Below are 23,721 nucleotides of genomic sequence, written 5' to 3'. Positions count from 1 at the left end.
CGTCATCCTCCTCGGCCGGCGCGGTTCATCGTCGCCAGCTGGAACAGCAGATAGGGCGCGCCGATCGCGCCGGTCAGCACACCGACAGGGAGCAGCGGCAGGCCCGGTGTGTGCTGCGCCAGGAAGTCCGCGACCAGCACGATCAGGGCGCCGACGAGTGCCGATGCCGGCAGCGCCGGACTCCCGTCGCGGGCCAGCCTGCGGCCGATCGGCCCGGCGAGCAGCGCGACGAAGGCGATCGGCCCGCTCGCCGCCGTCGCGACCCCGGCGAGTGCGACGGCGGCGATCAGCAGCGCCAGCCGGGCCCGCTGGACCGGCACTCCGAGCCCCTTCGCCGCATCGTCACCCATGCCGAGCAGACCGAGCACCTTGGCGAGCACCGCGGTGACCGGGACCAGCACGGCCAGCGCGATCGCCAGCGGGACGGCCTGCGACCAGTTGCGACCGCTGAGGCTGCCGCTGATCCAGACCAGCGCGTCGGACGCGCTGGTGACCTGGGCCCGCGTCATGAAGTAGCTGATCACGCTCAGCAGCAGCGCGGCCAGTCCGATGCCGACCAGGATCAGCCGGTAGCCGGAGACGCCGTTGCGCCAGGCCAGCGCGTACATCGCGGCCGCGGTGATCAGTGCTCCGGCGAGCGCCATCGCCGAGACGCCCAGCCCGTCCAGGCCGAACAGCACGATGCCCAGCACCGCCGACGCGCTGGCCCCGGTGCTGATCCCGATCACGTCCGGGCTGGCCAGCGGGTTGCCGAGCAGGGACTGGATCACCGTGCCGGACAGCCCGAACGCGATCCCGACCAGGATCGCGGTGACGACCCTGGGCAGACGCAGCTCGAGGATCACGTAGTTGGTGTTGCGGCTGCCCTGCCCGACGAGGGTGGACAGCACGTCGGGCAGCGGGATCAGCGACTCGCCGACGCACAGCGACACCGCGGCGACGAGCAGCACGCCCGCACCGAGGGACAGGCCGACGCCGATCCGCCGGACCCGCGCCGCCGCCCGGCTGCGCAGTACCGCGGCGCGCTCGTCGGCGCCGAACGAGTCGTCGCCGGGGCCGGGCGTGGCGTCGCCGGTCGCCCGACCGGTCTCGACGCTCACAGGCTGCTCACCCGCCGTCCGCGCACCAGCGCGATGAACACCGGCGCCCCGACGACGGCGGTGAGGATCCCGACCTGCACCTCGCCCGGCCGGGCGATGACCCGCCCGAGCACGTCGGCGCCCAGCACCAGCACCGGTGCGAGCAGCGCGGCGTAGGGCAGCAGCCACCGGTTGTCCGGGCCCGAGATCAGCCGCGCGACCTGCGGTATCGCCAGTCCGACGAACCCGATCGGGCCGGCCGCGGCGGTGGCGGCGCCGCACAGCAGCACCACCGACAACCCGGAGAGCACCCGCGCCCTGGTGATGTTCTGGCCGAGCGCCCTGGCCATGTCGTCGCCGAGGGCCAGCGTGTTGAGCAGGCCTCCGGAGAGCAGCGCGACCACGGCGCCGATCGCGATGAAGGGCGTCACCGAGGTGACGACCTCCCAGTTCCGCCCGGCGAGCGACCCGACCTGCCAGAGCCGGAACTGCTCGAACGCGTCGGAGTTGGTCAGCAGCACGGCGGTGGTGAAGGAGACGAACGCGGCGTTCGCGGCGGCACCGGCCAGCGCCAGCTTGATCGGGGTCGCGCCTTCACGGCCGAGCGAGGAGACGCCGTAGACGACGACCGCGGCGAGCGCCGCACCGACGAACCCGAACCAGACGTAGCCGGAGAGGGTGGTCAGCCCGAACGTGGTGATGCCCAGGACGACCAGCAGCGAGGCACCGGCGTTGATCCCGAGGATGCCGGGATCCGCCAGCGGGTTGCGGGCGACCGCCTGCATCACCGTTCCGGCCAGGCCCAGTGCCAGCCCGACGAGCAGGCCCAGCACGGTGCGGGGCACCCGTTCGAGCCGGACGAACAGGTGGTCGTTGTTCGTGGGATCGAACGCCACGAAGGCGTCCACCACGGTCGACGCCGGTATCGCCTTGGCGCCGACCACCAGGCTCAGGACACACACCACCAGCAGGGCGACGCCGGACACCAGCAGCCCGGCCGATCGCCGGCCGTTCCCGGTGCGGCCACGGTCCGGCACCACCTCGGGCCTGGTCACGCTGCTGACAGCGTTCATCGCCCGCCCACCTCCCCCGGCGGCCGGCCGCTGCGGATCGCGGGAGGCCTCATTAGCGTTGGCTAACCTATGGCGTTGCGCGGTGGTGGGCAAGATGTCGTCGATGCGGAGATGTGATCGATACGTTCTGTGTGCGGCGTCCGTGCGGTCGCCGGAACGGGTCGATCGGCGCCGTCACTCCGCGCCGAGCGGGTGATGACGGAGGGCGAGATATGACCGTCGGTGACGCTGAGCTGCGCTGATCGGGTTACCGTTGGTCCGTGATCGATGTCCCGACGCCGGCCGTCGCCGGGCTCCTGCTGCGCGCGGTGCCGCAGCGGGTGCGCCGGGACGCGCACGTCGCCATGCACGCGCTGGCGTCCTGGGGGGCGGTGTCGGCGCAGCTCGTGCAGGACGCGGGCGGCGGTGTCGCCGACCACGACGTGCACGTCGACGGTGATGCCGTCCAGATCCCGTACCGGGTGGCGTTCCCGTGGCCGGCCGCGAGCTACGTCGCGCGGCTGACCCCGCGGCGGCGGGCCGTGGTCGCGGCGTGGATGTCGCGCAGCGAGAACGCGGGCCTGCGCCAGCGCGCCGTCCGGGAGTTGTTCGGGGTGGACGAGGCCTGGATCGTGCCGTTCGTGGTGCAGCTGTGCGGGGAGTACGTGCACGAGATCGGCGCCGACGTCGACCGGTTCGTCCGGACGGAGCTCCCGCGCCGGCCCGAACTGCGGCACGCCTACGCCCGGTTCGTCCGCGACAACCCCCGCTACCTCGCGACCACCCGGCACCGGGCCGTCGCCTTCCGGGAGCTCGACCACCGCTGGCCGCACCGCTACGAACCCGGTCGCAGCTACCCGCAGATCGCCGCGCTGGACGCGCTGTCCGAGCTCGCCTACCGGGGCGGGCCGGACTACCCGGGGGATCCGGCAGCGGACCGGGTCGCGATCGCGGTCTCCTGAGCGGCCCGGCCGGTCCGGTTCCGCGGCCGGTCAGCCGGCCAGCGTCGCCGTCCCGCGGTCGAGCACGATGTCGTCGCCGACCGCGGTCCGGAACGCCACGGCGTCCCCGGTGCGCCACATCGAGACGGTCAGTTCCTGCCCGGGGACGACCGGCCGGGTGAACCGGGCGTCCATCCCGCGCAGCACCCCGGCGTCGCCGTCGCAGACGGTGGCGACCAGCGCCCGCGCGGTGAAGCCGTAGGTACACATGCCGTGCAGGATCGGCTGGTCGAAGCCGCCCTTCGCGGCGAACGCCGGATCGGTGTGCAGCGGGTTGCGATCCCCGGTCAGCCGGAAGAGCAGGGCCTGTCCGGGTGAGGTCCGGTAGCGCACGACGTGGTCGGGAGCCCGGTCCGGGACCGGATTGTCCGGCCGCACACCCCGGGCGCCACCGAATCCGCCCTCACCGCCGATGAACACCGATCGGACGGTGGACAACAGCGGTGCGCCGGTCTCGACGTCGACCGCCTCGGCCTCGGTCCGCACCAGCGCGCCGGATCCCTTGTCCAGTACCTCGGTGACCGTCGAGGTCACCCGGGCGCGGCCCTCCACCGGGAGCGGGGCGGCGAGCCGGAACGACTGCTCGGCGTGCACCAGCCTGGTCCGGTCGATGTCACCGAGATCGACCCGGGCGTTGCGGGTCACCAGCTCGGCGAACGACGGCAGGACCACCGTGCGCACACCGGTGGTGTTCTCAGTGGTCAGTGCCAGCTCGGAGGTCGGATCCTCGGCGCCCGCACCGACGGCGACCGCATAGAGGAGCGCGTCGTCCCGGGCCCACGCGAAGTTGACCGGCTCGCACTGCGTGCCCTCGAGGTCGGGGGCCAAAGCCATGGGGAGTCTCCTTCGACGGTCCACCGTGGCCTGGAACCTATCCCGCGCGGTGCCCGCCGCCCAACCCCTGGCTGCCCGGCTGACACACTGGGGTGTCGTCGGGCGGGTCCGTCCGAGGCATCCGAGCGCGGGGGACGTGAAGCGCAGTGACGGCAACACCGGAGGCGATCGAGCTGACGAAGGTGGCTGCGGCCGCCGCGGCGGACAAGAAGGCCGCCGACATCATCGCCCTCGACGTGTCCGAGCAGTTGGTGATCACCGACTGCTTCGTGCTGGCGTCGGCGCAGAACGAGCGCCAGGTCCAGGCGATCGTGGACGCGGTCGAGGAGAAGCTGCGTGAGCGCGGCAGCAAGCCCATCCGGCGCGAGGGCGACGCCGACAACGGCTGGGTGCTGCTGGACTTCACCGACATCGTCGTGCACGTGATGCACACCGAACAGCGCGGCTTCTACGGGCTGGACCGGCTGTGGAAGGACTGTCCGGCGATCGAGGTCCTGCGGGCGCAGCCGCCGGGCGACGACGAGGACGACGCGGGATGACTCTGCGTCGGCTCACGCTGCTCCGGCACGGTCAGACCGGGTACAACGCCGGTGGCCGGATGCAGGGTCACCTGGACACCCAGCTGACCGACGAGGGCCGTGCGCAGGCCGCGGCGGCCGCGCCGCTGCTCGCCGACGTGGCGTTCGACCGGATCATCACCTCCGACCTGAGCCGCGCCTACGACACGGCGATGGCCGTCGCGGGCGCGACCGGGCTCCCGGTGTCGGTGGACAAGCGGCTGCGCGAGACGCACCTGGGTGACTGGCAGGGCCGCACCGTCGACGAGATCGAGGCCGCGGAGCCGGGCGCGATCGCCTCGTGGCGGTCGGACCCACGGTGGGCGCCGCCCGGCGGCGAGTCCCGGATCGACGTCGTCGTCCGGTCGCTCCCGGTGGTGGCCGAACTGGACCTGGAGTACGCCGACGACCCCGCGGAGCGCTCGGTCCTGCTGGTCGCGCACGGCGGGATGATCGCCGGGATGGTGTGCGGGCTGCTCGACCTGCCGGAGTCGGCGTGGCCGGTGATCGGCGGGATGGGCAACGCGAGGTGGGCCGTGGTGGCCCGGCGCGACGACCATCCGCGCTGGCGGCTGTCGGGGTACAACATCGGTGCCTGATCTCCTGGTCGTCGCCGACTCGCTGGCGTTCCACGGCCCGGACCGGCCCTACCCGGCGGACGAGGCCCGGCTGTGGCCGAACGTCGCCGCCGACCGGCTGGCCGGCGACGCGGAGTTGGTCGCCAGGGCCGGCTGGACGGCCCGGCACGCCTGGGCCGCGATCACCGGCGATCCACGGGTGTGGGCGGCACTGCCCCGGGTCGACGCCGTCGTGCTCGGGGTGTCCGGGATGGACTCGCTGCCCTCGCCGCTGCCGACCGCGCTGCGGGAGCTGATCCCGGTGCTGCGGCCGCCGTCGCTGCGCAACATCGTCCGCTCCGGGTACCGGCGCGCCCAGCCGGTGCTCGCACCCGCACTGGCCCGACTGCCCGGTGGCGGACCGGCGACGCTCCCGCCCCGGCTCACCGTGCAGTACCTGGAACGGTGCCGGGCGGGGGTGCACGCGCTGCGGCCGGGGCTGCCGGTGGTGGCGATGCTGCCGTCGGTGCACCGGGCCGCCGACTACGGCCTCGTGCACCCGCACCGGGCGGCCACCGAGACGGCGATCCGGACCTGGGCCGCCGATGCGCCCGCCGTGTCCTTGCTCGACGTCGCGCCGCTGGTCGGTACACACGTGATGGGTGGGCACGGCAACCCGGACGGCATGCACTGGGGATGGGACGCGCACCGGGCGGTGGGTGAGGCGCTCGCGGCGCTGCTCGCCGGGCAGCGGGCCGCAACGGGCACCTCGTCGTGAGCAGGCTGCTCGGCATCGATCTCGGCACCACATCGGTGAAGGCGGCGGTGTTCACCGCCGACGGCGACCGGATCGCCGCGGCGACCCGCAGGCACTCCACCCGGCGCCCGCGCCCGGGATGGGCAGAACAGGACCCGGCCGACTGGTGGCGCGGGCTGACCGGTGCGGTCGCCGAGCTGGACGCGGCCGGGGCGCTGCGCGACCTCACCGCGGTCGGGTTGTGCGGGCAGGTCAATACCCATCTCGTCGCCGACGCAAGTGGTGTCCCGCTGCACCCGGCCATCACCTGGCAGGACGGCCGGTGCGCGGACACCGCCGCCGGCCTGACCGACCGGCTGACCCCGGCCGACCGGGCGCGCGTTCGCGGCGGACTCGGGACCGTCGACGCCTCGCATCCGGCCGCGCGTGCGGCCTGGCTGCGGACCCACCGTCCCGACGTGTGGCGCCGGACCGAGCAGCTGCTGGCTCCGAAGGACTGGATGCTGGCCCGGCTGACCGGCCGGGCCGTCGCGGACCCGCTCTCGTCGATCGGACTGGTCGGCCCGGACGGTGAGCATCCGGGATGGCTGGACCTGCTCGTCCCCGGCCTGCGCGGGTTGCTGCCCGCGCTGGCCGATCCCGCGTCGGTGGCCGGGGAGACGACGGGGGCGGGTGGTCTGCCGTCGGGCCTGCCGGTCGCCGTCGGGACGATGGACGCGTGGTCGGCCCTGCTCGGCGGCGGGATCGCCGCCCCGGGCGACGCGATCGACGTCGCCGGCACCTCGGAGGTGGTGGCCGTGGCCGCGACGCCCGGCGGTGGCGCACCCGGGATCGTCACCTTCCCGACCTGGCGCGGGCTGCACGTGCACGCCGGGCCGACGCAGGCCGGCGGCGACGCCCTGAACTGGGCGTGCGAGGCGCTGGACGGGACGGTCGAGGAACTGCTCGCCGTCGCGGCGACAGCGGAGCCCGCGACGGTGCTGTTCCTCCCACAGCTGGCGGGGGAGCGGGCCCCGCTGTGGGACCCGCACCTGCGTGCGCACTGGCTCGGCGCCGGCTTCGGCACCGGTCGGGCCGAGCTGGCACGAGCCGTGCTGGAGGGGGTCGCGCACGCCGCCCGGCACGTGCTCGATGCGCTGGAGGCAGCCGCCGGCGGGCCGGTGCCCGCGCTCGCCGTGTGCGGCGGTGGCGCGAACAGCGACCTGTGGTGCCAGGTGAAGGCCGACGTGCTGGACCGGCCGCTGCGCCGCACCGCGGAGCGCGACGCCGGGGTGCTCGGTGCCGCGATGCTCGCCGGGCTCGCCGTCGGCACCGGTCGCTCGGTACCGGAGCTCGCAGCCCGGATGGTGCGTGTGGACCGGGAGTTCGAGCCCGATCCGCGGGCCAGGGACCGGCTCGACGACGCGCACGGCCGGTACCTCGACGCCCAGCGGGCCTTGGCGTCGATCTTCCGGTGACCCCCCGGTGCGCGCCGGCTCGCTGCAGCCCCACCGCGTGCGGGGCCCGGTAGGGTCCCCGCGTGTCCAGCTCGCCGGTCGCCGTGGTCACCGACTCCACCGCCTACCTCCCGTCCGGCCTGGCGGAACGGCGTGGCCTGCACGTCGTGCCGCTGGAGGTGCGCTTCGGCGAGCGGACCGCCCGTGACGGCGTGGACATCACCCCGGCCGAGCTGGTCGCCGCCCTCGCCGACCGGAACCTCGAGGTGCAGACCTCGCGGCCGGCGCCGGCGTCGTTCGCGACGGTGTACGAGGACCTCCTGCGCGGCGGCGCCGAACAGATCGTGTCGGTGCACCTGTCGCGTGAGCTGTCCGGAACCTGGGACGCTGCCCGCCTCGCCGCGCAGGAGACCGCCCCGGACCGGATCCGGGTGGTGGACTCGCGGGCCATCGCGATGGGCCTGGGATTCGCCGTGCTCACCGCGGCCGACGTCGCGGCCGGTGGTGGCGACGGGGCGGCGGTCGAGGCCGCCGCCACCGCTGTCGCGGCGCGTTGCCGGGTGCTGTTCGGGGTGCAGGATCTCGAACGCCTGCGCCGTGGCGGGCGGATCGGTGCGGCCTCGGCGCTGCTCGGGGCCGCGATCGCGGTGAAACCGCTGCTGCACCTGTCCGAGGGGCGGATCGCGCCGCTGGAGAAGGTGCGCACGACCGGCCGGCTGACCGAGCGGCTGGTCACCCTGGCGGTCGCGGCGGCGGCCGGGCCAGGGGCGCGGCTGGCCGTGCACCACCTGGGGGCTGCCGACCGGGCGGAGGACATCGCCGACCGGCTCCGTGAGCAGCTGCCGCACGCCGCGGAGGTGCAGGTCTCGGAGGTCGGCGCGGTGATCGGCGCGCATGTCGGCACCGGGCTGGTCGGGGTCGTGATCGTCCCCGCCGGGTGAGCTCCGCCGCACCGCCACCACCTCCGTGATCCTCCGTCCGGCCCGATGCCGGCAGCGGTCGATGTGTACCAGCGGGGGGCGGCGGTGAGGGGCACTCCGGGCGCCGCAGACCCCGGTCTGTCCACAACCGACCGGTACATCCACAGATCGGCAACTCGCCGTTGCGGCACCCGCTCGCGGTCCTAGCGTCGAGGGCGTGACCAGGTCGGATGCCAGTCGAGTCCCGTCCCGGCGGCTCGCCGGGCTGACCGCGTACCCGCCGGTGCGCCCGCCCGCCCCGGTACCGGGGCGCTCCGGTCCGGAGCCTCGGACCCAGCGAGACCGGACCCAGCGAGACCGGACCCAGCGAGACCGGACCCAGCGAGACCGGACTCCGGGGGACCGGACGCTGGGGGACCGGACTCCTCGGGGAATGGACCCGCCGACGGTTCCGCTGACCGTGGCGGTGCCCGCCCCGGCGGGTGCGGCATCGCCCCCGCGCGGGCGTGGCGGACCTGTCGGCACTCCCGGTGAGGTGGCTCCGCCCGGAGGTCGCCCCTCGTTCCTTCGCCGGACCGTGGTCCGCTGGCTTCCGCCGTCGCTGACCGGGGCCCGGGTCGATCCGGGCCGGCGGGGCGCGCTCGTGCTGGTCGGTGTGGTGCTCGCCGGCGCCGTCCTGGCCGGCGTCGGCGTGTGGTCGAACAGGCCCACGGCGCAGCCGGTCGCCGGGTTGCCGGAGGTGACCGCCGCTCCGGCGTCGTCGGCACCCGATCCCCCGGAGGCGGCGGCCCCGGTCACGGCCGGCCCGCTGGTGATCAGCGTCGTCGGCCGGGTGGCCCGGCCGGGCCTGGTCCGGATCCCGGACGGATCCCGGGTCGCCGACGCCGTCGACGCGGTGGGCGGAGCGTTGCCGGGCGTCGACCTGACCGGGGTCAACCTGGCCCGCCGGCTCGGCGACGGCGAGCAGATCGCGATCGGCGTCCCGGGCGCCGTCGAGGCCCCGCCGGAGGTGCCCGTGCCCGGCGGGGAACCGGCCTCCGGTTCCGAACCCGGCGCCGGTGGAGCGCCCGGCACGGCGAAGGTCGATCTCAACCGGGCCACGGCGGCCGATCTCGACGCGCTGCCCGGGGTCGGGCCGGTGACCGCCACGAAGATCATCGATTGGCGGACCACGAATGGCCGATTCAGCCGGGTGGAGCAGCTGCGGGAGATCGACGGGATCGGTGAGCGCCGATTCGCGCAGCTCAAGGACCTGGTCCGGGTCTGATGCCGTCCCGGGAGCGCATCCAGCGCCGGCGGCGGAGCGAGGCCACGCACGAGCCCGGCCGGGACGACGACGAGGAGGACCGTCCTGCCCCGCCCGATCTCCGGCTGGTACCCGCGGCGCTGGCGACCTGGGCGGCGATCCTGTGCGGGCTGCTCGGCGGCCCGGCGGGCGGGATCGCCGCCGCGCTGGGGGCGTCGACGGTGGTCATCACCGTGCTGCTCCGGGGGCGGATCAGCGCCCGTGCGGCCGCACCGGGCTCCATCGTGCTGGCCGCAGGCGGCTGTGCGGTGGTGGCCGCGGTGCTCGTGACCGGGCACGCGTCCGCGCTGGCGGCGCACCCGCTCCGGGAGTCCGCGGCGCGCGGCGCCGCGGCCGAGGTCCGGGTGGTGCTGAGCGACGACCCGCGGATCCTGCGCGGCCCCGGTGGCGGCGGCGAGTCGGGTAGCGCGCGGGCCATCGCGCTGGTCCCGGCCGAGCTCGTCGCCGCGACGGCGGGCGACGGATCGTGGACGACCGGGGGCAAGGTGCTCCTGCTGGCCCCCGCCGCGACCTGGGCCGGGCTGCTGCCGGGGCAGGAGGTCTCGGCAGCCGGGCTGCTGGCGCCCGCGCAGCGGCCCGATCTGACCGTCGCGGTGCTGCGGGTGCGCGGGGCGCCGCAGGACATCGGCCCGCCTCCGTGGTGGCAGACCATCGCCGGCGGGCTGCGCGACGGACTGCGGGACGGCTCGCTCGCGACGCTGCCGGAGGGGCCCGCCGGGTTGCTCCCCGGGCTGGCCATCGGGGACACCCGCTCCCAGCTGCCCGAGATCGAGCAGGACTTCCGCACCGCCGGCCTGGCGCATCTCGTGGCGGTATCCGGATCCAACGTGACCGTGGTGACGGGGGCGGTGCTGCTCCTGCTGCGCGGGTTCCGGGTGGACCCGCGGATCGCGGCGGCCGCGGCGATGCTTGCCCTCGTCGGCTTCGTGGTGCTCGCCCGGCCGTCGCCATCGGTGCTCCGGGCCGGGGTGATGGGGGCGATCGTCCTGCTGGCACTGGCCGTGGGGCGGGCCCGCTCGGCACTGCCCGCGCTGTCCGCCGCGGTGCTCGGGCTGCTGCTCGCCGGTCCCGCGCTCGCCGTCGACGCCGGGTTCGCGCTGTCGGTGGTCGCGACCGGAGCACTGGTCCTGTTGGCTCCCGGCTGGTCCGCCGCGCTGCGGCGCCGTGGCGTGCCACCCGGCCCCGCGGAAGCGCTCGTCGTCCCGGTCGTCGCGGCGTTCGCCACCGCGCCGCTGCTCGCCGGATTGAACGGCCGGATCGGGCTGGTCACGGTGGTCGCGAACCTGCTCGCCGCCCCGGCCGTGGCACCGGCGACCGTGCTCGGGGTGCTCGGCGCCGTGCTCTCGGCGGTCAGCGCGGACGCGACGCGATGGTGCACCTGGGCCGCGGGCCCGTTCGTGCGGTGGCTGGTGCTGGTCGGGGACCGGGCCGCGGCGGTGCCGGGCGCGGAGGTGCCCTGGCCCGCCGGGACGGCCGGCGCGCTGTTGCTGGCCGGGATCCTGCTCGCACTGCTGGCCATGGGCCGGGTACCGCGGCTGCGGGCCGTGCTGATCGCGCTGCTCGTGGGCGTGCTGATCGTGCTCGTCCCGACCCGCTTCGTGCCACCGGGCTGGCCGCCCGCGGGCTGGCGGGTGGTCGCCTGCGATGTGGGGCAGGGTGACGCATTGGTGCTGGCCACCGGTGTTCCGGGGCACGTGGTGCTGGTCGACACCGGACCGACCGACGACGCCGTCGACGTCTGCCTGGACCGGCTCGGTGTCCGGGTGATCGACCTGGTGGTGATCACCCACCTGCACGCCGACCACGACGGCGGGCTGGGCGGGGCGTTGCGGGGCAGGGGAGTGGGCGGGGTCGCCGTCGGCCCGGTCCGGGAGCCGGCCTCAGGGATGCGGGAGCTCGCCCGCGTCGCCGATCGGTCCGGCGCCCCGGTCGTCGGTCTCGCCCGCGGGGCCGAGCTGCGCTGGCCCGAGCTGGAACTACGGGTCGTCGGCCCGGTGCATCCACCGTCCTCGGTGGACGGGGAGGACGGGACCGCCGTGAACGACGGCTCGCTGGTGCTGCACGCCGCCACACCGGCCGGGTCGGTGCTGCTGACCGGGGACATCGAGATCGCCGCCCAGGACGACCTGATCGCCTCGGGCGGCGACCTGCGGGCCGATGTGCTCAAGCTGCCGCACCACGGTTCCGCGAAGTTCGCGCCAACGCTCGTCGACGCCGTGCAGCCGCGCGCCGCACTGGTCAGCTCGGGCAACGGCAACACCTACGGGCACCCGAACCCGGAGCTGGTCGACCGGTTGCAGCGCACCGGGGTGATGGTCGCCAGGACCGATCGCTCGGGTGATCTCGCGGTGACCGGAACAGACCCGGCGGAGCTCACGGTCGTCGCGCGGGGAGATCCCCGACCGGCACCGGGCCGGCGGACCGGCCGACCGATGCCCCGGCCCGACCGCGTGGTGCCCCGGCCCGATGGGGCAGTGCGCCGGACCGGCCACCCGCTACCCCGGACCGGCCGGCCGGTACCCCGGGGCCGGCGGGTCCGCGCGGGCGGCTCAGCGGCGCTTCGCCAGCGCCTCGCGGACGGCCACGCTGGTGGAGGGCACGGTGGCGGTCGGGCCGACCTCGCCGGACACGGCGTCCAGGGTCTTCAGGCCGTCACCGGTGATCATGAGGACGGTCTCGGCGTCCGGGTCGAGCTTCCCGGCCTCGAGCAGCTTCTTCGTCGTGGCGACGGTGACCCCGCCCGCGGTCTCGGCGAACACGCCCTCGGTCTCGGCGAGCAGCCGGATGCCGGCGACGACCTCGGCGTCGGAGACGTGCCCGAGCGACCCGCCGGTGCGTCGGACCGAGTCCAGGACGTACGGGCCGTCGGCCGGGTTCCCGATGGCGAGGGAGCGGGCGATGGTGTCCGGCTTCTGCGGCTGGATCACGTCGTGACCGGCCTCGAACGCGGCGGCGACCGGCGAGCAGCCGGTGGCCTGGGCACCGAACACGGTGTACGGGGTCGGCTCGACGAGCCCGAGCTTGCCCAGCTCGGTGAACCCCTTGTCGATCTTCGTCAGCTGGGACCCGGAGGCGACCGGCACGACCACCTGCTGCGGCAGCCGCCAGCCCAGCTGCTCGGCGACCTCGTAACCCAGGGTCTTGGAACCCTCGGCGTAGTAGGGGCGGACGTTGACGTTCACGAACGCCCAGTCCTCGTGCTCCGCGGCGAGCTCGGTGGCCAGCCGGTTCACGTCGTCGTAGTTGCCGTCCACGGCGAGCAGCGTGCCACCGTAGACCGCGGTGGTGATGATCTTCGGCTGCTCCAGGGACGACGGGATCAGCACGACCGAGTCCCAGCCCGCCCGTGCCGCGGCCGCCGCGACGGCATTCGCCAGGTTCCCGGTGGACGGGCAGCACAGCACCGAGAAGCCGAGCTCACGGGCGGCGGCGAGAGCGACCGCGACGACCCGGTCCTTGAACGAGTGGGTGGGGTTGCCGGTGTCGTCCTTCACCCAGAGCTTGCGGACGCCGAGCGCCCGCGCCAGGTTGTCCGCCTCGATCAGCCGGGTGAGGCCGGGCTCGGTGTTGCGGTGCTCCTGCACGGTGCTCGGCACCGGGAGCAGGTCGCGGTAGCGCCAGATCGACTTCGGGCCGGCTTCGATCGAGGCCCGGGTCACCTTCGGGAAGTCGTAGGCCACCTCGAGCGGCCCGAAACACCGGGGGCAGGCGAACTCGGCGGCCAGCGGCACCTCGTGGCCGCACTCGCGACAGGAGAGTGCGCGGGCGGGGCCCAGGTCGTAGGCCGAGGTCGTTTCGGGCGCAGCAGTGAGAGTCACGAGATCTCCTCATCTGTCCCGCCAGGGCGGCGGGGCGGAATTGGCACCGTGTTCGTCGACGTCCTGCCGCGCGGTCACGCGCAGGCGGGCGGATCGTCGTGCGACGCCGGTTGCCGGGGCTTCAACGGGCCGTTCCCTCTGCCCCTCTGGATGAGCCATATTCGATTGTCGCCGGCCGGTGATCGGCCGGGCGCCGAGAACGCTACGCGACGTGGTGTGCACCTGGCCAGCCGAAGTGCCCGGACGGGGATGCGGCTCACCGGCCGTCGGGGGAGTGGGCCACGATGAGACGCGTGAGCAGGACGCGTGACGCCGGACCGCCCGCCCCCCTGCAGCTGGTGGTGGGCGACGAGGAGTTCCTGGCCGAACGGGCGGTGTCCGAGCTGGTCCGCCGGATCCGGCAGGACGATCCGGAGGTCGAGCTCCGCCGGTTCCGCACCTCGGAGGTCGCGCCCGGCGAGCTGGCGGGACACCTCAGCCCGTCGCTGTTCGCGGAGAGCAGGGTGATTGTGCTCACCCATGCCCAGGACACGACGAAGGACATGCTCGCCGCGATCGCCGGGTACATCAAGGATCCGGCACCGGGGATCGTCCTGGTTGCGCTGCACGCCGGCGGGGCCAAGGGCAAGGCGCTGGTCGACCTGCTGAAGAAGGCCGGAGCGCAGGTGACTACCTGCAACCGGATCACCCGCGCCGACGAGCGGTCGGACTTCGTGCACGCCGAGGTCCGGCGCAACGGCGGGAGCATCACCCCCGGTGCGCTGGCCGTCCTGGTCGAGGCGGTCGGATCGGACCTGCGCGAGCTCGCCTCCGCGGCCGGGCAGCTCGTCGCCGACACCGGCGGGAAGATCGACGAGGCCGGGGTGCGCCGGTACCACCGTGGCCGCGCCGAATCGTCCGGCTTCGCGGTCGCGGACGCAGCCGTCGCGGGTGACCGCAGGGGCGCGCTGGAGGCGCTGCGCTGGGCACTGGTACTGGGTGTTCCGCACGTCCTGATCGCGGATGCGCTGGCCGACTCGGTACGGACACTGGCGAAGGTCGGCTCGGCGGGCCGGGGCGACCCGAACCGGCTGGCCGGCGAGCTGGGCATGCCGCCGTGGAAGATCCGCAAGGCGCAGGGCGTCGTCCGGCAGTGGCGACCCGAGCAGCTCGCCGTGGCGATCGCCGCGACCGCGCGGGTCAACGCCGACGTGAAGGGCGTCGCGGCCGATCCCGCCTACGCTCTGGAGCGCGCGGTGCTCGCCGTCGTCGAGGCCCGCGTCGAGCGCTGACGTGTCGCGCGCTGATCGGGGCGTGCCGCCCCGGCTGTACAGACGCCGACGGCGCCGCCCCGATGCCGGGGCGGCGCCGTCGTGGTGCGTGCGAGAGCGGGTGGCTCAGGCGCCGACCTTGTTGAGCTGCTTGGCGAGCGCCGACTTGCGGTTCGCCGCCTGGTTCTTGTGGATGACGCCCTTACCGGCCGCCTTGTCCAGCGCCCTGGCCGCCTTGCGCTGCAGCTCGGCAGCGTTGTCCGCGCCCTGCTCCGCGGCCTCGCGGAAGTGGCGGATGGCGGTCTTGACCGACGACTTCACCGACTTGTTGCGCTGCCGACGCTTCTCGTTGGTCTTGACCCGCTTGATCTGCGACTTGATGTTGGCCACGTCTACCTGGTCTTCCTGCCTGCTGCGTTCGGCTGGTCTGCTCGAGTCCGGTTCCGCTCCGGCGGCACCGGACGGTCGTACCGTCCCGGGCGAGCACGCCGAGCGCTCAGCGGTCAAGGCTACCAGCGGGAATTTCCGGCCCCTGTGCGGGGCCGCTCCACCGGCGCCGGACCTCACCAGACGCGGTACGGGACGAATCTACCGTCGAGCACTTCCGGACTTCCGACCCCTCCGGTTCCGCGCGGCGCCCGGGTGCCGGCCGCTCGCCTCCGAGCCGGTGGCGGACGCCCACCGGCGAGCGGTCCCGGAGGCCCCCGGATCGCGGCCCCGGCCGCTCCACCCGGCTGCCGTGGGGGTCGCCGGTGACGACATGGGACGATGGTCGCGGACCCGACGCGACAGCGAAAGCCGAGTACAACCGAGTGACGACGTACGCCGACCGCACGTTCACCCCGCCGGAGCGCATCCGGAACTTCTGCATCATCGCCCACATCGACCACGGGAAATCGACCCTGGCCGACCGGATGTTGCAGGTCACCGGGGTCCTCAGCGCGCGTGACGCCCGGGCCCAGTACCTGGACCGGATGGACATCGAGCGCGAGCGCGGCATCACGATCAAGGCGCAGAACGTCCGCCTGCCGTGGACCGCGAAGAACGCCGACGGCGTCGAGACCGAGCACGTGCTGCACCTGATCGACACCCCGGGCCACGTCGACTTCACCTACGAGGTCTCCCGGGCGCTCGAGGCGTGCGAGGGCGCGATCCTGCTGGTCGACGCAGCGCAGGGGATCGAGGCACAGACCCTGGCCAACCTGTACCTGGCCATGGAGAAGGACCTGCACATCATCCCGGTCCTGAACAAGATCGACCTGCCGGCGGCGGACCCGGAGCGCTACGCCGCGGAGATCGCGCACATCACCGGCTGTGAGCCGGAGGACGTGCTGCGCTGCTCGGCCAAGACCGGTGAGGGTGTGGAGGCGGTGCTCGACGCCGTCATCGCGCAGGTACCCGCCCCGGTCGGCGACGCCGACGCACCCGCCCGGGCGATGATCTTCGACTCGGTCTACGACACCTACCGCGGCGTCGTCACCTACATCCGGGTCGTCGACGGGAAGCTGTCCCCGCGCGAGAAGATCAAGATGATGTCGACCGGTGCCGAGCACGAGCTGCTGGAGATCGGCATCGTCTCCCCGGAGCCCAAGCCGTCGGTCGGCCTCGGTGTCGGCGAGGTCGGTTACCTGATCACCGGGGTGAAGGACGTCCGGCAGTCGAAGGTCGGCGACACCGTCACCAGCAAGCGCCGCGGTGCCGACACGCCGCTGACCGGCTATCGCGAGCCGAAGCCGATGGTCTACTCCGGGCTGTACCCGATCGACGGCTCCCAGTACCCGGAGCTGCGCGAGGCGCTGGACAAGCTGCAGCTCAACGACGCCGCGCTCACCTACGAGCCGGAGACCTCCGCCGCGCTCGGATTCGGCTTCCGCTGCGGCTTCCTCGGCCTGCTGCACCTGGAGATCACCCGGGACCGCCTGGAACGCGAGTACGACCTGGACCTCATCTCGACGGCGCCCAACGTCGTCTACCAGGTCACCACCGACGACGGCACGGAGCTGGAGGTCACCAACCCCAGCGACTGGCCGACCGGCAAGATCGCCGAGATCCGCGAGCCGATCACGAAGATCACGATCCTCACCCCGTCGGAGTTCGTCGGCACGATCATGGAGCTCTGCCAGAGCCGGCGCGGCCAGCTCGGCGGCATGGACTACCTGTCCGAGAGCCGGGTCGAGCTGCGCTACACGATCCCGATGGGCGAGATCATCTTCGACTTCTTCGACGCGTTGAAGTCACGCACCCGCGGCTACGCCAGCCTCGACTACGAGGAGGCCGGCGAGCAGGCGGCGGACCTGGTCAAGGTGGACATCCTGCTGCAGGGCGAGGCGGTGGACGCCTTCTCCGCCATCGTGCACAAGGAGTCGGCCTACGCCTACGGCACGTCGATGGCGACCAAGCTGCGCGAGCTGATCCCGCGCCAGCAGTACGAGGTGCCGATCCAGGCCGCCGTCGGCGCGCGGATCATCGCCCGCGAGACGATCCGTGCCATCCGCAAGGACGTGCTCGCCAAGTGCTACGGCGGCGACATCAGCCGTAAGCGCAAGCTGCTGGAGAAGCAGAAGGAGGGCAAGAAGCGGATGAAGACGATCGGCCGGGTCGAGGTTCCGCAGGAGGCCTTCGTGGCGGCGCTGTCCACCGGTGGCGGCCAGGCGACCGAGAAGCCCAAGAAGTAGCGCGTCCGGACATGAGAGCGGGCCCGGATCCCTGCGGGGTCCGGGCCCGTGATGTACGTGGGGGCGGCGGGGGGAGAGTGCGTCGGCTCTACACGACGGATCCTGCACGGGGGCCGGGGATCGTGCTGTCGCACGCGGCGGGTCGGGCGGCGGGTGCGCGGCGCGGGGAGAGAATGCGCTGTACACGCTGGCACACCGACTCGACCACGGTCCGTCCCTCGGCCGACAGGTGCACCAGCACCCGGCGGCGGTCGAGCGGATCGGCCGACCGGTAGGCCAGCTTCCGCTCGACGAGACGGTCCACGATCCGGGTCGCCGTGGGGGCGGGCAGCGACGTGTGTCCCGCGATCTCACCCATGCTGCGGCCGGTGCCGCGGGCGAGCATCAACAGGACCCGCCAGCCGTCACGGCTGACCTCGGTCGCGCTGGGGTGGGTGGACAGGGCTGTGGCCACGGCGTGGTCGACCCGGTCCAGGAATTCGACGACACCTGTGGCTCCAGGCGCCGGGGCTGCCATGGTGGCAGCACCCGACGCCCGTCGACTGAAAGGCTCGGTCACGATGACGGACTGTACTTGCCGAACGGGCGAAATCCGACCCTGTCCTGGGGATACCTCCCCCCAGCGCCCGGCGGTCGTCACACTGCGGTGACGAACATGGCGCGGACCAGCGTCGATGCGCACCGGCCACCGCCATCCGAGTGCATCACGACTGCATCACATCCAGATCACGTAACAGATCTGTGACGCGGGACGATATGATCCGCCGCTCAGCGGGTCAGGACGACCTTGCCGGCCGTCTTCCCGGCCGCCATCGCCTCGAACGCGTCCTTCGCCGACGTCATCGGCAGCTCGGTCCCGATCTCCGGGGTGATGCCGGAGGTCGCCACGAAGTCCATCAGGTTGGCGAGCTCCTCGCGGGTTCCCATCGTCGCCCCGACGACCTCCAGCTGCAGGAAGAACAGCCGCTGCAGATCCGCCGGCGGGTTCGGCCCCGACGTGGAGCCACAGATGACGATCCGCCCGCCCGGCTTCAGCGCCCGCATGGAGTGCTTCCAGGTCGCCTCGCCGACCGACTCCATGACGGCGTCGACCTTGCCGGGCAGCTTCGCCCCGGACTCGAAGGTGGCGTGCGCGCCGAGCCGCTCGGCCAGTGCCCGCTTCTCCTCGTCGCGGCCGGTGACCCAGACGGTCAGGCCGGCGGCCACGCCGAGCTGGACCAGGGCCGTCGAGACCCCGCCGGACGCGCCCTGGACGAGCACCGTCTGGCCGGGCTGCAGGCCGGACTTGGTGAACAGCATGCGGTACGCGGTGAGCCATGCGGTGCCCAGCACGGCGCCCTGCGCCGGGGTGAGCCCCTGCGGCGCGGGCACGGCGTTGCGGGCCGGCACGATCACCCGGTCGGCCATCGTGCCCTGGTGCCGTTCGGTGAGCAGGGAGCGCTTCGGGTCGAGGGTCTCGTCCCCGCGCCAGTCCGGATCGCCGATGATCGGGTAGAGCACGACCTCGGTGCCGTCGTCGAGGGTGCCGGCGCCGTCGCAGCCCAGGATCATCGGGAACTGGTCGGGCTTGATGCCGACGCCGCGCAGTGTCCAGAGGTCGTGCATGTTGAGGCTGGCGGCGGAGACCGACACCGAGACCCAGCCGTCCGGCACCTCGGGATCGGGCCGCTCGCCCACGACGAGGGCGTCGAGTGGGGCGTCGGCGTTGGGCTCCTGGGCGTACACAGCGAACATGGGCCCGAACCTAGCCGCTGGGTGGCCGTACTACCGTGTGGAGTGTGCGCACGATCATCGACGCCTGGGACGCCTTCGAGCTGTGGCTGACCCAGCTCCCGTTCCTCTTCCAGGTCGTGTTCGTGACCGTCGTGGTGCTGCCGCTGTGCGCGGGCGTGGCGATCGGACTGGATCGGATCACCGCGCGCTTCGACCGGGCACCCGGTCCCGGAACCCCCGACCGGCGGGACTGACCGGTCAGAGCGGGCACGCGGCGAGCGCGGCGAGGGTCTCCGAGCAGCCGGCGTCCACCCGCACGGTGGCGAGGTCGTCGCCCCGGGTCGCCCCGCGGTTGACGATGACCACCGGGACTCCCGCCTTCCACGCCGCCCGGACGAACCGGAGCCCGGACATGACCTGCAGCGACGATCCGGCGACGAGCAGCGCGTCGTCCGGGGTCAGCGCGGCGACCGCGGCGTAGCAGCGGGCCACCCGGTCCTTCGGGACGTTCTCGCCGAAGAAGACCACGTGCGGCTTGAGCGTGCCGCCGCAGCTCGCGCAGGGCACGATCCGGAAGCCGTCGGTGATCTCGACGGCGGCGTCCCCGTCCGGCGCGGTCTCTACCTGCGCGCTGTGCGCCTCGGTGAAACCCGGGTTCGACGCCGTCAGCCGGGCCTGCAGCTCGTCACGCGGGCTGAGCCGGCGACAGTCCAGGCACACCACCTCGTCGATCCGGCCGTGCAGGTCGATCACACCGCGGTGCCCGGCGGCCTCGTGCAGACCGTCGACGTTCTGCGTGATCAGCCGCTCGACCAGTCCGGCTGCCCCGAGCGCGGCGAGCGCGACGTGCCCGGGATTCGGATCGGCCCGGCGCATCCGCGCCCACCCGACGTGGCTGCGCGCCCAGTAGCGGCGCTGCGCCGGCTCGCCGGAGACGAACTCGGAATAGGTCATCGGGTTGCGCGGCCGGGAGCCGGGCCCGCGATAGTCGGGGATCCCGGAGTCGGTGGACAGGCCCGCGCCGGTGAGGACGACCAGCCGGCGTCCGGCCAGCAGCTCCGGCACCGTGCCCGGGTCGGTGCTGATCCCGAGTGCGGGAGCGGTCATGCGATCCAGGGTAGGCGGGTTCGCCCGCTCAGTCCTGCGGAACCCAGGACGGCTTGCGCTTCTCGCCGAACGCCCGGATCCCCTCCTGCCCTTCCGCGGAGGCGAAGTACGACGCCGACAGGGTGTTCATCGCGGCGAAGTCCTCGGCCATCGTGGCGGGCCGTTCGCGGCGGAGCATCGCCTTCGTCCCGGCGAGCGCACCGGGGGCGCCGAGCCCGAGCATCCCGGTGTAGCGGGCGACCTCCTCGTCGAGCTGCTCGGCGGGCACCGCACTGTTGATCAGACCGATCGCGACCGCCCGCCGGGCGTCGAAGGTCTCGCCGGTGAGGAACAGCTCGTGTGCCGCCCGTGCGGTCAGCCGGGGCAGCACGGTCACCGAGATGACCGCCGGGACGACGCCGATCCGGACCTCGGAGAACGCGAAGGTGACCGGCTCGGCGGCCACCGCCACGTCGCAGGCGGCGACGATGCCGACCCCACCGGCCCTGGCCGGGCCGGACAGCCGGACGACGACCGGCTTGGGGGAGTCCCACAGCGTCGTCAGGATCCTCGGCACCTCGGTGACGCCCTGCTGTTGCGCGCCGGCACCCTTCGACTCCTTGAGGTCCATCCCGGCGCAGAACACGGTGCCGGTGTGGGTCAGCACGATCACCCGTACCGCGTCGTCGGCGATCGCCGAGTCGAGGTGCGCGATCAGCTCGCGGCGCAGCTGCGCGGAGAGCGCGTTGCGGTTGTGCGGCGAGTCCAGGGTGATCGTCGCCACGCCCGCTGCGACGTCGAGACGGACGAGTTCGGCGGGGGCGCTGTCTGCGGTGTCAGCCACCCGTCCGACCCTAGCCGGACGGCCGGGCCGTGCCGCTGCGGTGCGGCACGGCTCACCGGGACGGTGCGGATCAGGTCCGTGGCTGGCGGGGCACCGTCCGGAGCACGGCGAGCTGCTGGTCGAGCTCGGCGGCGATGAGCTCGGCGTGCAGCGAGGCGCACCCGCCGTCGTGTGCGGCGAGCGCCCGGTGCCTGCGCACCAGGTCGTCGAGGGAATCCAGCAGGCGGTCGACGGCCGTCCGCTCGGTGGCGGGCGCCGGGATCGGGTGCGCGGCGACTGTCGGTGCGACGCCCGGGGTCTCCGGGCGGATCAGCTCTGCGGTCATTCGACGTTCTCCGTTGAACGTGTCGGGGTCGGGTGCGGCATCCGGTCGATGCATCCGGCTCGATTCAGTGGGTCGATCTCCGTTGTACCCGCGTCAGCGGTCTTTGACACTGTGTAGAACACGGGTGCGACGCAGGACACGGTGGCCGGGCGTGATTCAGCGGTGACCGGTCGTGATCGAATCCGGCTGCGGAGAGTGATCATGCGGCCGACGGGTGAGCGGAACCGCCGGTGGCATCGCCGCCTGTGATGATCCGGTGGGTGGCCCACGACGGGTGGTCGGCATACCGTGGACGGGTGGACGTCCCCCTCGTCAAGCGCAGGCACGTCGACCTGTGTCGGCTGCGCTCGGCGCTGTGAGACCCGGCCCCGCCGCCCGGTCCCACTCCTGCGAGGAGCCTCGATGTCTCCCAGTCGCCCGATCTCCCGAACCGTGCCGTCGGCAACTGCGCCGTCCCGAACCGTGCCGTCCGGAACCGTGCCGTCCGGAACCGAGCCGTCCCGAAGCGCCGCGCGGAACCCCGCCGTCGTGATCGTCGGCGCCGGCCCGCGCGGTGTCGGCGTGCTCGAACGCATGGTCGCCGGCGCACCCGAGGTGTACGCCGACGTGCTCGCCGGCCCCGGCCTGGACGTGCACCTGGTCGATCCGTTCCCGGCCGGGGCCGGCCGGATCTGGCGGCACACCCAGTCGCCGCTGCTGGCGATGAACTCGATGGCCGCCGACGTCACCATGTGGACCGACGACTCGGTCGTCTGCGCCGGCCCGATCGCACCGGGACCCTCGTTCTGGGAGTGGGCGCAGGAGCTGCGCGAGCACGGCGACCCGGTCGCCGAGCTCGGTGCCGAGGGCGCCGCCGAGCTGGCGACGGTGACGGCGTCGACCTTCCCGACCCGGCGGTTGCAGAGCCACTACCTCGGCGCCGTGCTGCGCGAGGTGCTCGACCGGGCACCGGCCGGGATGCGCGTGCACCTGCACCGGACGACCGCGAAGTCGCTCACCGAGGACGGCCCCGACCAGATCGTCCGGCTGGCGTCGGGCACGACGCTGCGGGCCGACGTCGTCGTGCTTGCCTCCGGGCACCTCGACGCCGCACCGACCCCCGACGAGCGTGATCTCGCCGCACGGGCCGGGGAGCTGGGGCTGCGCTACCTGCCGCCGGAGCAGACCACCGACTCGGACCTGTCGGTGATCGAACCGGGGGAGACGGTGCTGGCCCGCGGACTGGGACTGGCGTTCGTCGATCTCGTGGTGCTGCTGTTCGAGGGCCGCGGCGGGCGGTTCGTCCCCGACAGCGACAGCGACAGCGACGCCGCCGACGCCGACGCCGCCGCCACTACCGGCGAGCCTGGACGGCTGCGCTACATCCCGTCCGGCCGGGAGCCGGTGCTGATCGCCGGATCCCCGCGCGGGGCCACCTACCACTCGAAGACGCATTACCAGCTGCGCGGCGGTATCCCGCCGCTACCGCACTTCCTCACGCCGGAGGTGACCGACGGGCTGGTCGCGCTCGGCCGCCCGGTGGACTTCCGGGAGGAGGTCTGGCCGCTGATGGCCAAGGAGATCGGCTGGGGCTGGTACCACGAGCTGTTCCACGGCCATCCCGACCGGGTCGGTACCGGCTGGGACGACTTCGCGGCCCGGTTCGCCGCGGCGCCGCACGGCTCGCCCGAAGAGACCGAGCTGATCACCTGGGTCGTCCCGGACCCGCTCGACCGGCTCGACCTGACCGCGCTCGACCGCCCCCTGGAGGGGCTGCACGCACCCGATCTGGAGTCCCTGCAGGCACGGGTCCGTGAGCGGATCGCCGAGGACCTGCGCCAGCACGTCGACGAGCGGCACACCCCGCATCTCGGCGCGTTCGTCGCGATGCTGTCGGTCTTCACCGAGACGACCCGGTTGGCGGGCTCCGATGCGCTCTCGGCGCGTTCGCGGGCGCGTGACCTGCCCTGGTGGCAGAGCTTCTTCAACTCCGTCGCGTCCGGCCCGCCCGGCTTCCGGGTGCGCGAGCTGCTCGCGCTCTCCCGGAGCGGTCATCTCGCTTTCCTCGGCGCGGGGATGGATCTGACGCTCGACCGGGACGGGTTCCACGCCACCAGCGCGTCGCTGGCCGGTGCCGATCGGGTCACCGCGCAGGTGCTGGTGGACGCGCGGCTGCCCGATCCGAGCCTGTCCCGCACCGCCGATCCGCTGCTCGGCGGGCTGCTGGCGCGCGGCGAGGCGGTCGAGGAGATCCTGCTCGACGACGACGGCACGCTGTTGCGCAACACCGGTCTGCTGTCCGTGCGCCCGGCCGACGGCGCGCTGTACACCGCGGACGGAGGTGTGCACGAGCGACGGTTCGCGATCGGGCCGCACACCACCGTCAAGGTCGCCGGAGCCTTCACCCGGCCCGGGACGAACGCACAGAGCCTGCGCTACAACGACGCCGTCGCCCGTGCCGTCCTGGGCTCGCTGCCCGGCCGCACGGCGGACACCTGCTCGTCCGCCTGAGGCGGGGCCGCACCCGTCGTA

22 protein-coding genes, 1 pseudogene and 1 riboswitch are annotated in these 23,721 nt (G+C 73.6%); of the genes and pseudogenes, 13 read left to right on the top strand and 10 right to left on the bottom strand.

The annotated features are described in order from the left end of the window. Positions 1-2: 2 nt before the first annotated feature. Together Pdca_RS23245 and Pdca_RS23240 are read right to left on the bottom strand one after the other, a co-directional pair. Positions 3-1,100 (bottom strand): FecCD family ABC transporter permease, encoded by a 1,098-nt coding sequence (locus Pdca_RS23245; RefSeq protein WP_085913471.1) that lies wholly within the window; start codon positions 1,098-1,100, stop codon positions 3-5. Next, positions 1,097-2,152: a FecCD family ABC transporter permease gene (locus Pdca_RS23240; RefSeq protein WP_085913470.1), complete on the bottom strand. Its 1,056-nt coding sequence runs from the start codon at positions 2,150-2,152 to the stop codon at positions 1,097-1,099. The genes Pdca_RS23245 and Pdca_RS23240 overlap by 4 nt, the downstream gene beginning before the upstream one ends. Positions 2,153-2,412: 260 nt before the next feature. On the opposite strand from Pdca_RS23240, the gene Pdca_RS23235 reads away from it, so the two are divergent. Beyond that, positions 2,413-3,093, top strand: a complete 681-nt coding sequence (locus Pdca_RS23235) for a hypothetical protein (protein WP_085913469.1) — start codon at positions 2,413-2,415, stop codon at positions 3,091-3,093. Positions 3,094-3,123: 30 nt separating this feature from the next. On the opposite strand, the gene Pdca_RS23230 is transcribed toward Pdca_RS23235, so the two are convergent. Continuing rightward, the gene (locus tag Pdca_RS23230) at positions 3,124-3,966 is read right to left on the bottom strand and encodes a MaoC family dehydratase (RefSeq protein ID WP_085913468.1); all 843 of its coding nucleotides are present in this window, start codon (positions 3,964-3,966) and stop codon (positions 3,124-3,126) included. A 146-nt stretch (positions 3,967-4,112) separates the two neighbouring features. On the opposite strand from Pdca_RS23230, the gene rsfS reads away from it, so the two are divergent. From rsfS to Pdca_RS23195, 7 genes and pseudogenes are all read left to right on the top strand, one after another. Next, positions 4,113-4,505, top strand: coding sequence for a ribosome silencing factor (gene rsfS, locus Pdca_RS23225; protein WP_085913467.1), 393 nt, complete (start codon positions 4,113-4,115; stop codon positions 4,503-4,505). Beyond that, complete coding sequence (locus Pdca_RS23220) at positions 4,502-5,122, top strand: histidine phosphatase family protein (RefSeq protein ID WP_085913466.1); 621 nt, start codon at positions 4,502-4,504, stop codon at positions 5,120-5,122. The genes rsfS and Pdca_RS23220 overlap by 4 nt, the downstream gene beginning before the upstream one ends. Further along, positions 5,115-5,858, top strand: coding sequence for a diglucosylglycerate octanoyltransferase (gene octT, locus Pdca_RS23215; protein ID WP_085913465.1), 744 nt, complete (start codon positions 5,115-5,117; stop codon positions 5,856-5,858). The genes Pdca_RS23220 and octT overlap by 8 nt, the downstream gene beginning before the upstream one ends. Further along, a complete protein-coding gene (locus Pdca_RS23210) occupies positions 5,855-7,294 on the top strand; it encodes a xylulokinase (protein WP_085913464.1) in 1,440 nt (479 codons plus the stop codon). Before octT ends, Pdca_RS23210 begins: the two co-directional genes overlap by 4 nt. 62 nt (positions 7,295-7,356) lie before the next feature. Further along, positions 7,357-8,214 (top strand): DegV family protein, encoded by an 858-nt coding sequence (locus Pdca_RS23205; RefSeq protein WP_085913463.1) that lies wholly within the window; start codon positions 7,357-7,359, stop codon positions 8,212-8,214. Between the two features lie 514 nt (positions 8,215-8,728). Beyond that, on the top strand, positions 8,729-9,460 hold the full coding sequence (locus tag Pdca_RS23200) for a ComEA family DNA-binding protein (RefSeq protein WP_232021141.1): 732 nt from the start codon (positions 8,729-8,731) through the stop codon (positions 9,458-9,460). Next, a pseudogene (locus Pdca_RS23195) lies at positions 9,460-11,679 on the top strand (ComEC/Rec2 family competence protein); the annotation flags it as partial. The gene Pdca_RS23200 and the pseudogene Pdca_RS23195, both read left to right, overlap by 1 nt. A gap of 369 nt (positions 11,680-12,048) precedes the next feature. Here the strand turns inward: Pdca_RS23195 and thrC are convergent. Further along, entirely contained in the window at positions 12,049-13,317 is a 1,269-nt protein-coding gene (gene thrC / locus Pdca_RS23190) for a threonine synthase (protein ID WP_085913461.1), read from the bottom strand. 6 nt (positions 13,318-13,323) lie between these two features. Continuing rightward, a riboswitch (SAM riboswitch) is annotated at positions 13,324-13,474 on the bottom strand. A gap of 127 nt (positions 13,475-13,601) precedes the next feature. Between thrC and holA the strand changes: the two genes are divergently transcribed. After that, positions 13,602-14,588 carry a DNA polymerase III subunit delta gene (gene holA / locus Pdca_RS23185; RefSeq protein WP_085913460.1) on the top strand — a complete coding sequence of 329 codons (987 nt, stop codon included), beginning with the start codon at positions 13,602-13,604 and terminating at the stop codon, positions 14,586-14,588. 105 nt (positions 14,589-14,693) lie between these two features. Here the strand turns inward: holA and rpsT are convergent, their stop codons facing one another. After that, a complete protein-coding gene (gene rpsT, locus Pdca_RS23180; protein WP_085913459.1) occupies positions 14,694-14,957 on the bottom strand; it encodes a 30S ribosomal protein S20 in 264 nt (87 codons plus the stop codon). Positions 14,958-15,379: 422 nt separating this feature from the next. Between rpsT and lepA the strand changes: the two genes are divergently transcribed. Next, positions 15,380-17,242 (top strand): translation elongation factor 4, encoded by a 1,863-nt coding sequence (gene lepA / locus Pdca_RS23175; RefSeq protein WP_085913458.1) that lies wholly within the window; start codon positions 15,380-15,382, stop codon positions 17,240-17,242. A gap of 88 nt (positions 17,243-17,330) precedes the next feature. Here the strand turns inward: lepA and Pdca_RS23170 are convergent, their stop codons facing one another. Both Pdca_RS23170 and Pdca_RS23165 read right to left on the bottom strand, forming a co-directional pair. Continuing rightward, on the bottom strand, positions 17,331-17,759 hold the full coding sequence (locus Pdca_RS23170) for a MarR family winged helix-turn-helix transcriptional regulator (protein ID WP_085913457.1): 429 nt from the start codon (positions 17,757-17,759) through the stop codon (positions 17,331-17,333). 251 nt (positions 17,760-18,010) lie between these two features. Further along, the gene (locus tag Pdca_RS23165; RefSeq protein ID WP_085913456.1) at positions 18,011-18,976 is read right to left on the bottom strand and encodes a zinc-binding dehydrogenase; all 966 of its coding nucleotides are present in this window, start codon (positions 18,974-18,976) and stop codon (positions 18,011-18,013) included. Between the two features lie 44 nt (positions 18,977-19,020). Between Pdca_RS23165 and Pdca_RS23160 the strand changes: the two genes are divergently transcribed. Then, on the top strand, positions 19,021-19,209 hold the full coding sequence (locus Pdca_RS23160) for a hypothetical protein (protein ID WP_085913455.1): 189 nt from the start codon (positions 19,021-19,023) through the stop codon (positions 19,207-19,209). 4 nt (positions 19,210-19,213) lie between these two features. On the opposite strand, the gene Pdca_RS23155 is transcribed toward Pdca_RS23160, so the two are convergent. From Pdca_RS23155 to Pdca_RS23145, 3 genes are all read right to left on the bottom strand, one after another. Then, a complete protein-coding gene (locus Pdca_RS23155; RefSeq protein WP_085913454.1) occupies positions 19,214-20,062 on the bottom strand; it encodes an NAD-dependent protein deacetylase in 849 nt (282 codons plus the stop codon). Between the two features lie 28 nt (positions 20,063-20,090). Beyond that, the gene (locus tag Pdca_RS23150; protein ID WP_085913453.1) at positions 20,091-20,885 is read right to left on the bottom strand and encodes an enoyl-CoA hydratase-related protein; all 795 of its coding nucleotides are present in this window, start codon (positions 20,883-20,885) and stop codon (positions 20,091-20,093) included. Between the two features lie 70 nt (positions 20,886-20,955). Continuing rightward, entirely contained in the window at positions 20,956-21,210 is a 255-nt protein-coding gene (locus Pdca_RS23145; protein WP_085913452.1) for a hypothetical protein, read from the bottom strand. 260 nt (positions 21,211-21,470) lie between these two features. Between Pdca_RS23145 and Pdca_RS37825 the strand changes: the two genes are divergently transcribed. Both Pdca_RS37825 and Pdca_RS23140 read left to right on the top strand, forming a co-directional pair. Further along, positions 21,471-21,569 carry a putative leader peptide gene (locus Pdca_RS37825; RefSeq protein WP_331852679.1) on the top strand — a complete coding sequence of 33 codons (99 nt, stop codon included), beginning with the start codon at positions 21,471-21,473 and terminating at the stop codon, positions 21,567-21,569. Between the two features lie 118 nt (positions 21,570-21,687). After that, the gene (locus tag Pdca_RS23140; protein WP_232021140.1) at positions 21,688-23,700 is read left to right on the top strand and encodes an FAD/NAD(P)-binding protein; all 2,013 of its coding nucleotides are present in this window, start codon (positions 21,688-21,690) and stop codon (positions 23,698-23,700) included. Positions 23,701-23,721: the final 21 nt, after the last annotated feature.

Origin of the sequence: Pseudonocardia autotrophica (genome assembly GCF_003945385.1) — a bacterium.
GTDB classification, from domain to species: Bacteria; Actinomycetota; Actinomycetes; order Mycobacteriales; family Pseudonocardiaceae; genus Pseudonocardia; species Pseudonocardia autotrophica.
This window is presented reverse-complemented; position numbering and strand designations above follow the sequence as displayed.